The organism is Ethanoligenens sp. (assembly GCF_047718355.1).
Taxonomy (GTDB): Bacteria; Bacillota; Clostridia; order Oscillospirales; family Ethanoligenentaceae; genus Ethanoligenens.
The window spans coordinates 31,121-39,224 of sequence record NZ_JBDNLG010000017.1; the positions used below are offsets into that span (position 1 = coordinate 31,121).

Consider the following 8,104-nt stretch of genomic DNA (forward strand, 5'->3'; position numbering starts at 1 on the left):
GCCCCCCGCGGGGCCGCTGCTCCCCGTCGTGTAACCGAGACGCATCTCTTTTCCGCCTTTTACCACCATTCCAAGCATGCAGACCAGCGCCTTTCCCGGAAATACCGCGCCATAAAATTATAGCAGACCGTCCCGCATCATATATAAAACAGCGTTTATGATGGCCGCCGCAACAGTGCTGCCCCCCTTTCGTCCTTCGGTAACGATATAGGGCACGCCGGTGGTCATGATGAGCTTTTTGGCTTCCACTACGTTGACGAATCCGACCGGAACACCCACAACAGCCCTCGGTTTTACAGCGTCCTCCGCAATGAGTTCCGAGAGCCGAACGAGCGCCGTCGGCGCGTTGCCCATGACAAAGATCCTATTTTGGCGGTTGTGTGCATAGCGCTCCATGCACACAGCGGAACGGGTGATGTTCCGTTGTTTAGCCTCGGCCGCGACACTTTCGTCGCTAATCAGGCATACGACCTGTCCGCCCCACCGGGCGAGCGCTGCTTTACTGATTCCGGCTGCGGCCATCTTGGTGTCGGTGACGATATTGCATCCGTCCCGGAGTGCCGCCGCCGTTTGTTCCACCGCATCGTCGCTGATGCGCAGAATGTCGGCGTATTCAAAATCCGCCGTCGTATGGATCACGCGTTTAACGATGGGCTCGTGCAGAGGCGGAAACACACGCCCCCCCAGCATTTCCGTAATGATTTCAAAGCTTTTCTTCTCAATGTCAGCCGGATTGTGTATTTTGATTTCGTCCAACAATTGTATCGGTTCCCCCTCCCGTTAGAGTTGCCGCGTTACCGAACACTTTTCTTGCCTGACCGATTGTAAGGGGAATCGATTCGGTTTTCAGGATGCCGTCGCGCTCCAGAATCTCCGTAAGATGTGCCACGCGGGGCAAGCGCAGCCCGATTTTCCGGATATTTTCTTTTTGGCCGAAAACTTCGGAAGTGGTCCCATATGTCAGAATTTTACCGGAATCCATCAGATAGACGCGGTCTGAAAGGAGCGGCACCATATCGGCGTCATGCGAAGCAAAAATCAAAGTGATATGCAGTTCCTTATTGATTGTATTGAGCAGACGAATCAGATTGCTGACGCCATGCGGATCAAGTGCGGCCGTGGGCTCGTCCAGCACAAGAACCTCCGGTTTCATCGCCAGCACACTTGCGAGTGCTACCCGTTTTTTCTCACCGCCGCTTAAATTATTCGGGCTTTTAGAGCCGTAGCCTGCAATGCCTGCGACGTCCAGCGCCCAATCCACCGCTTTCTCCAATTCTTTGCCGGTGATGTGCATGTTCATCAAACCGTACGCCACCTCTTGACGAACGGAAGAATTGAACAGCTGATCATCTGAATCCTGAAAAACCATACCCACTTTTGACCGGATTTGAAACAGATTCTTTTTTTCCACCGGCAGCCCATCAATCGAAACTGTGCCCGACGTGGCCTGTAGCAGGCCGTTTAACAGTTGAAACAACGTGGATTTTCCTGCGCCGTTTGGTCCGAGAACTGCAACCCGTTCGCCCTTTTCAATTTGCAGGCTTACATTTTCCAGCGCCTGATGCCCATCCGCATAGACATAACTAACATTTTTTACATCCACAAGAGCCATCTTTTTCACCTCCGTTCATATCCCTTTAAAAATGGAAAATTGTATTGACCATGTGGGCACTTCAGCACCTGCGGCCCGAGAACGGTTTGACATTGTTCTCTTTTTAAAGGGATAACAGGATCAAACCAAATAGTTCACCAGCAGAACGGCGACGGGAACTGTCATCATCACCGCGCCCTTGCGGATATCCGCGGAAGAAATCGAAGAATTGAAATAAGGCGTGGGCGGATTTTCTTCGCTGTAACCGCGTGCCAACATGGCATTGTAGATCTTGATGCTGCGGTCAAACGCTTTCACCATCACATATCCAGCGACAGCCCCAGTATTGCGTATCCTGTCCATCCATGATATTTGGCAGGTCGTCCGGCTCACTTGAGCCCTGCTCATATTGTGTGCGGTTTCTTCAAGGACGAATACGTAGCGAGCCATCAATTCGGCGATATCCACCATGATGTCCGGTATTTTAATCGACCGCAGCGTTTCAAGAATCTCCGCCATCGGCGTGCTGAAAGAGAGCAGGCTGGCCATTGTCACAGCCGCCATAATCCGCAGCATCATCAAAAAACCAAGTGCAAGCCCTTCGCGGTAAACGACCAGAGAAAATGGATACTCCAGAATCGTCCAAAGCGGATGGTTTCCGTTGGTGAACATGACACTTAGAAAAACCAGCCACGCGATGCTAAAGGGCATAAGCAGCCGATGAACAAGGGGGTGCCAGGAAAGTTTAAGCGTGCTGTATGCCGCCAGAGCGGCGAGCCAGAGTCCGAGCGCCAGATACCAATGGCGGACGATGGCGGCAATGATGGTCAGAAGCAAAAAAAATACTGTTTTTAACCGCCCGTCAAGCCGGTTTAGGGGTGTATCACGGCTGTCAAGCGATTTAAAAAAACCGAGTTCCATTCTTACACTTCCTGCTTCTCAGGCTCATTGTCGGTGTCATCTGTATCGTTCTCCCTGTTTTTGCCGAACAACTTCTCCCAATGATGCCCTACGATCAGGCCCGCAAAGAAATTGGCAACAGAAAAAGCGCCCACCTGCGCATCACCAGGCAGTTCCGCGAACGGATGGTGATCGGAACTTGCCATGGTATTGACCTTGTCATCCGTGCCGCCGGCCTCTGAACCGTGAGCCGCCATGTACTTTCCGGAAATGAAAATAAAGATAAGTATAACGAACATAACCGACAGCAAAACCTTTGTGAAGCCGTCAAATAACTGGATCTTGTTTTTAGACTGCGATTTCTCACGCGTTTGCACTGTTTTTCGCTCCTTTCAGTTTTACATTGTCCTTCAAAACGTGGGGGAGCAAATCCGGGCGCCGTCCGACCATGGCCTGTAACACGACAGCCGTAAAGGCGGCTTCTGCAATGGCCAGCGGCAGTTGGGTCGGGCCATAGCCCATAAAGAAAATCATCCATTGCTTTACCAGCGGAACGTGGCCGTGCAGGTCAATGGCCAGTTCCAGCGCACTGGCCAGATAAGTGATAAGATCACCTACAAAACCTGCCAGAGCCGCCGCCAGCCAGATCGGCGCACGGAACCGGCGGAAGAGCGCCCAAATCAGATAACCCGAAAGAGTGCCTGCCACCCCCATGGACATGGTGTTCGCACCAATGGTTGTGATGCCTCCGTGCCCGAGAAAAATCGCCTGAAAAAACAATACAATCGCAGAAACCAAGATGGTAGCGAAAGGCCCGATGACGATGGAGGCCAACGGCGTGCCACAGGGATGTGAACATGATCCCGTGACCGGAACAGGCAGATGCATGGCGGAAATGACAAATACCGCTACGCCCGTCATGGCGATCAAAGGCTTATAATAAGGATCATCCTTGACTCTTTTTCTGATTTGCAAAATGGCCGGCGCAAGCAATGCCGCCGTGGCTGCATAATATATGATGCTGGACTGTGGGGACAGAATACCGTCTTCAATATGCATTTTTATCTTTCCTCTTAATCTGTTTTCGTTACTTTGGTCTTGTATGAAAAACACTGAAAACTCACAAAAAACACCTCTTAACATAAATGCTAAGAGGTGTTCCTATACCGTGACCTGTTCATCACTGTACCCCCTCTATCGCTCGTAGATTTTATGGTACAAAAAACAGGCAGTTCTTCTGACTCAGCATCATCGTCCGCTCAACCTTCCCGGGATAACCCAGTGGTGTATTTGAGTGGACTCAGCATTACAGCGGCGGGACCGCGTGGGATTTTCACCCAACTTATCTTTTCACCGGAACGATGGAAACCATCCTCCGGCACCTGTTTTTTATGCGTTATTTTATTGTGTTTTGGATTTTATTTGGCTTTTATTCAGTATACTACAAACCTTGCCGAAAGGAAAGACGATGTTTCGGTTTTTGGGAAATTTAGGGAAGCTCTGATAGTGTCATGCATTTTTCAGTTGCAGCCAGCTACGCTGCGGTGCAATTTGCAAAGAACGCACGCATAAATTCCAGTGGAGGGAGATATCCGTCTATCAAAGCAGGTTGCGCCGATGAAGGATATCGTGGATCCTTGCCATTTGGCAGTCCGTTTCGTACATGAAAAATCCTCCCATTAGTAGGTAGACAAGCTACTTAACCAACAGAAGAATTTGTAGATTGGGATGGATTTATTCGTAACTATGATACCCTACGCCCATTTAAAACAAGAAAATTGGTCGCTATGGACACCCATAAACAAATTCCGTATAGATAAGCCTTTTAAGAGATATGCAGCTGCAACCGCAGTTTGTCTGCAATCATGGCGATAAATTCCGAATTGGTAGGCTTGCCGCGGCTATTGTGAATAGTGTAACCAAAATATGAATTGAGGATATCCACATCTCCACGATCCCACGCAACCTCAATGGCGTGCCGAATGGCCCGCTCCACGCGTGACGATGTCGTCCCATATTTTTTAGCGACGGATGGGTAAAGCTGCTTGGTAATGGAATTTATAATATCTATATTATGGATTGCCATCATAATTGCCTCGCGCAAATAATGATATCCCTTGATGTGCGCCGGCACACCGATTTGATGAAAAATCTTAGTAACAATGATCTCAACGTCCTGTGTGGAGTCATACATCATCTCTACCTGCTTGGCAGGCGACCCCTGAAACTCTTTTTTTCCTCCGGCCAATTGATTAATCCGCTCAGCCAACAAGTCGTGATCAAACGGCATTGGGAAAAAATAATCCGCGCCTGCCTCCATTACCTGCGCACTGATCGCACCATTGTTATCCGTGGACATGACAATCATAACGGGTTTGGATGCAAGATTCATTCTCTGTATGGCTGTCAACACACCAATCGCATCAATACGCGTCATAAAGGCATTCATCAGAACCACTTCCGGCGCCTCTCCCTGTAAACTGTCAAGAACCTCCTGTCCATCCTTTGCAACTGTTACAACATCCATGCCATAAGTACGCAACGTTGCGGCACAAACCTGCCCCATCTCTGCGCTGTTATCTGCAACCAATACTTTCAATTTCTTATCCATTCTGACGGTTCCCCCCTAAATAATATAGTTATAAAATACCATTAAATTCCATATTTTTCAAGTCCTTTATGCGTGTTTTTTGAAATTTTTGGAAATTTTCCTCTTTTCTATACACTCATTTGCTACTTGGGAGGGGAGAATAGGCAATATCGAAACGCCTTTGTTTGTTCATCGCAGCCACTCAGAAACGTGTAAACAGTACAATTCGTGTCATAAATACACTTATTTCGTCGTATTCCCCCATAAAGGCTCGACTTTTGCTGCCAAATCAATCATACACCTTTTCACTGCCGCACTTCAAGCGTTTGCGCCGTTTGCATCATGTTTTCCGCAAAAATCGCATACCCTTTTTCCGGATTGTTCACAAACACATGCGTGACCGCGCCTACAAACATACCGTCCTGTAGGAGCGGGCTGCCGCTCATTCCCTGCACGATTCCCCCTGTGCGGGCTATGAGTGCCGGATCAGTTACACGCACCACCATGTTGTGTTCAGCACTGCTGCTGCCATACCTTACCTGTTCAATTTGTACCGCATATGCACGCGGGCCCGATGTATCCAGTGTGGCAAGCAAAACTGCCTTGCCTGTATGCACCTGCTGACGCATGGCCACTGGGTATTTTTTGCCCGCACGTTGCTGCGTGAGAACGCCATAGACCCCAGTATTGCCATTGATAAGCAAGCTGCCCAGACGTGCATCGGCTAAGGTACCCACCAATTCCCCGGTTCTGCCTTTTGTACCTTTTTCCACACCGGTGATGGTGCTGCCTACCGCTTCACCTTCCAACAACGGCAGCATCTTGCCTGTGTCCACATCACACACAGCGTGACCCAGTCCACCATAAACACCGCTCTTCGGGTCATAATACGTGATGGTTCCTATACCCGCTGTGCTGTCGCGTACCCAAAGCCCCGCCTTATACTGGCCATCTGCCACGCTCCGCAGCGGTTTCAGTCGTGTTTGAAAAGCGACGCCGTTCCGACGCATGCTCAGCGTGCAGTCCACACCATCGGATTTTGCAAAGCGGTCAGCCACCTCATTATTCGAATTCACGGTTTTTCCATTGATGGCAATCAAGATATCACCCTTACGGATACCCGCTGCGGATGCCGGAGACTCTTTTCCAGCAGCCGTATCCACATCGGCCACACCTATAACCATCACGCCCTCGGTATATAGTTTAATTCCGAACGGCTCCCCGTCCGGCGTCACCTCACATGTGGGAACCACCTGAACCTGCACCTTTTTCACTTCGATCAGGCCCAGCAATCGAATATCGGTGGTATACGACGCGCCTGTCTGGAGAGAACGGTCGGTGCTAACCGCCCCACCTTGCTGGGCAGAAAGCGGCAGACCGGCAAATTGAAGCCGCTGCCCTTGTCGTACCTGCAATGTACCCGGAATTTCTCTGGCAAACAAAATACCGCAAAACAATATGGAAAACATCACCATGCCGATTGGTACAACAGCCGCACGCAAAAATTTCTTCATCCGACATCCCTACCCATTCTTCATCATTAAAATACAAAACCATCGTTTTTAATCTTTCCGCAATGAAGACGGATATCAGATGCAATATCTGCACCTGCTGGGAAAGGCACTCTAAAGTGTTTACATTTGCCCGCCGGAATGATACTATAGTCTTGGCGGTGGTTAGGCCTCATTTCAAATAGAAAATCGACGGATTTTCGAGACAGGCTACTGGTTTGCACGGCAAAACGCACAGGAATATTTACCGTATGCCCTGCATTCCAGCCAAAACAGGCTTGACTTTCACCACTAAAATGAGGCCCCATATAGCCAGACTTTCATTTTTTTACAAGGCGGTGTTATGACTTGAAGGTTGCTGTTATTGGCTCCCGCCAGGCGGGGGAAGAAACGTACGACATGATTCTCCGGCAATTGCCCAGAGGTTGCTCGCAGATCATCACCGGAGGTGCGCACGGGGTGGACACACTGGCTAAACGGGCCGCCGCGGAACTGGGTGTAAAACACACCTGCATCCGTCCCCGCTACCAACGCTACGGGCGTTCAGCCCCTCTCGTGCGCAATATCGACATTGTAGAAAAAGCAGATTGTGTTCTCGCGTTTTGGGACGGTCAGTCAAAAGGGACTCGCCATGCGCTCGGTTGTTGTATCAAATTGGGAAAGCCATTTAAAATCTTTTTGATCAATCACCACCCCATCCATATGCCAAACTACCTGCAGCATTGATACTGCAAACACCACAATAAATACCACAATTGCAAAACGGGCAAGACTATTTACAGTCCTGCCCGTTTTTCTCGTTTTTTAGGTTGTTGCCGGGCAAACTAAGGCATGGAAATCTCCGAGATTGATTGCGCAATTTCCATACCCGCTTTTTCGCGCGCAATATCAGCAAAGCTCAGCATCCCTACCAGTTTGCCGTTATCCACAACCGGAAGCCGGCGCACCTGTTCCGCCGACATCAGGTGTATGGCATTGCTCACCGGGTCCTGCGGCCGCACAGACACTGCCCCATGAGAGCAGATGTCTGAAACTTTCAGTGTATCCGCATCTTTCTTTTCTGACACACAGCGTAACACGATGTCACGGTCGGTCAACATTCCCCGTACCGCACCATTGTCAACCACCGGCACCGCACCGATGTTATTTCGGCTCATCAGCGAAGCGGCATCTCGCACGGAGGAAGCCGGTTCCACACTGACAATACGCGTGGTCATGATTTCACTAACCTGCATTTTTCCCTCTTTCTCTCTGCCGCGGCAAAAGAAACGCGCCGTATCCCCCACGCGGCGAACATAAGTCTGCAACGGCGCACAAACACTTCTTTACCCATAGTATCCGCCCCGCCACGTTGTTTATGCGCCAAGCGCCCAGCAGCCGATTGGGACATCTGCCCAAATCCACATGCCGGCATTCTTAGAATTTCAAGAAAATTCATATTATGTTAACAAAGCTATTTGTTCCTTTGATTATAATAAACATATACTTTTGGTGCAGGAGCCGCACCTGTTC

General features: G+C 49.7%; 10 protein-coding genes and 1 riboswitch. Of the genes, 1 reads left to right on the forward strand and 9 read right to left on the reverse strand.

What is annotated here, in order from left to right:
- Positions 1-117: 117 nt before the first annotated feature.
- The 8 genes from ABF463_RS04445 to ABF463_RS04480 form a co-directional block, all read right to left on the reverse strand.
- Positions 118-759: a precorrin-8X methylmutase gene (locus tag ABF463_RS04445; RefSeq protein ID WP_415532348.1), complete on the reverse strand. Its 642-nt coding sequence runs from the start codon at positions 757-759 to the stop codon at positions 118-120.
- The gene (locus ABF463_RS04450) at positions 725-1,612 is read right to left on the reverse strand and encodes an energy-coupling factor ABC transporter ATP-binding protein (protein ID WP_415532349.1); all 888 of its coding nucleotides are present in this window, start codon (positions 1,610-1,612) and stop codon (positions 725-727) included. Before ABF463_RS04450 ends, ABF463_RS04445 begins: the two co-directional genes overlap by 35 nt.
- A 120-nt stretch (positions 1,613-1,732) precedes the next feature.
- Positions 1,733-2,512, reverse strand: a complete 780-nt coding sequence (cbiQ, locus tag ABF463_RS04455) for a cobalt ECF transporter T component CbiQ (protein ID WP_415532350.1) — start codon at positions 2,510-2,512, stop codon at positions 1,733-1,735.
- Positions 2,513-2,514: 2 nt separating this feature from the next.
- Positions 2,515-2,868 carry a hypothetical protein gene (locus ABF463_RS04460; RefSeq protein ID WP_415532351.1) on the reverse strand — a complete coding sequence of 118 codons (354 nt, stop codon included), beginning with the start codon at positions 2,866-2,868 and terminating at the stop codon, positions 2,515-2,517.
- Complete coding sequence (locus ABF463_RS04465; RefSeq protein ID WP_415532352.1) at positions 2,855-3,550, reverse strand: energy-coupling factor ABC transporter permease; 696 nt, start codon at positions 3,548-3,550, stop codon at positions 2,855-2,857. Before ABF463_RS04465 ends, ABF463_RS04460 begins: the two co-directional genes overlap by 14 nt.
- A gap of 150 nt (positions 3,551-3,700) precedes the next feature.
- Positions 3,701-3,892, reverse strand: a riboswitch (cobalamin riboswitch).
- Between the two features lie 424 nt (positions 3,893-4,316).
- The gene (gene spo0A, locus ABF463_RS04470) at positions 4,317-5,102 is read right to left on the reverse strand and encodes a sporulation transcription factor Spo0A (protein WP_415532353.1); all 786 of its coding nucleotides are present in this window, start codon (positions 5,100-5,102) and stop codon (positions 4,317-4,319) included.
- Positions 5,103-5,386: 284 nt separating this feature from the next.
- On the reverse strand, positions 5,387-6,595 hold the full coding sequence (spoIVB, locus tag ABF463_RS04475; RefSeq protein WP_415532354.1) for a SpoIVB peptidase: 1,209 nt from the start codon (positions 6,593-6,595) through the stop codon (positions 5,387-5,389).
- A gap of 26 nt (positions 6,596-6,621) precedes the next feature.
- Positions 6,622-6,900, reverse strand: a complete 279-nt coding sequence (locus ABF463_RS04480) for a hypothetical protein (RefSeq protein WP_415532355.1) — start codon at positions 6,898-6,900, stop codon at positions 6,622-6,624.
- Positions 6,901-6,940: 40 nt separating this feature from the next.
- On the opposite strand from ABF463_RS04480, the gene ABF463_RS04485 reads away from it, so the two are divergent.
- Positions 6,941-7,318, forward strand: a complete 378-nt coding sequence (locus tag ABF463_RS04485) for a hypothetical protein (RefSeq protein ID WP_415532356.1) — start codon at positions 6,941-6,943, stop codon at positions 7,316-7,318.
- Positions 7,319-7,416: 98 nt separating this feature from the next.
- Here the strand turns inward: ABF463_RS04485 and ABF463_RS04490 are convergent, their stop codons facing one another.
- Positions 7,417-7,827 (reverse strand): CBS domain-containing protein, encoded by a 411-nt coding sequence (locus tag ABF463_RS04490; protein WP_415532357.1) that lies wholly within the window; start codon positions 7,825-7,827, stop codon positions 7,417-7,419.
- Positions 7,828-8,104: the final 277 nt, after the last annotated feature.

What these genes read in the sequence shown, in the direction of transcription:
- ABF463_RS04465 (WP_415532352.1), bottom strand. Translation starts at nt 3,550, where the DNA reads ATGCATATTGAAGACGGTATTCTGTCCCCACAGTCCAGCATCATATAT.
- ABF463_RS04490 (WP_415532357.1), bottom strand. Translation starts at nt 7,827, where the DNA reads ATGCAGGTTAGTGAAATCATGACCACGCGTATTGTCAGTGTGGAACCG.
- spoIVB (WP_415532354.1), bottom strand. Translation starts at nt 6,595, where the DNA reads ATGAAGAAATTTTTGCGTGCGGCTGTTGTACCAATCGGCATGGTGATG.
- ABF463_RS04480 (WP_415532355.1), bottom strand. Translation starts at nt 6,900, where the DNA reads ATGGGGCCTCATTTTAGTGGTGAAAGTCAAGCCTGTTTTGGCTGGAAT.
- spo0A (WP_415532353.1), bottom strand. Translation starts at nt 5,102, where the DNA reads ATGGATAAGAAATTGAAAGTATTGGTTGCAGATAACAGCGCAGAGATG.
- ABF463_RS04450 (WP_415532349.1), bottom strand. Translation starts at nt 1,612, where the DNA reads ATGGCTCTTGTGGATGTAAAAAATGTTAGTTATGTCTATGCGGATGGG.
- cbiQ (WP_415532350.1), bottom strand. Translation starts at nt 2,512, where the DNA reads ATGGAACTCGGTTTTTTTAAATCGCTTGACAGCCGTGATACACCCCTA.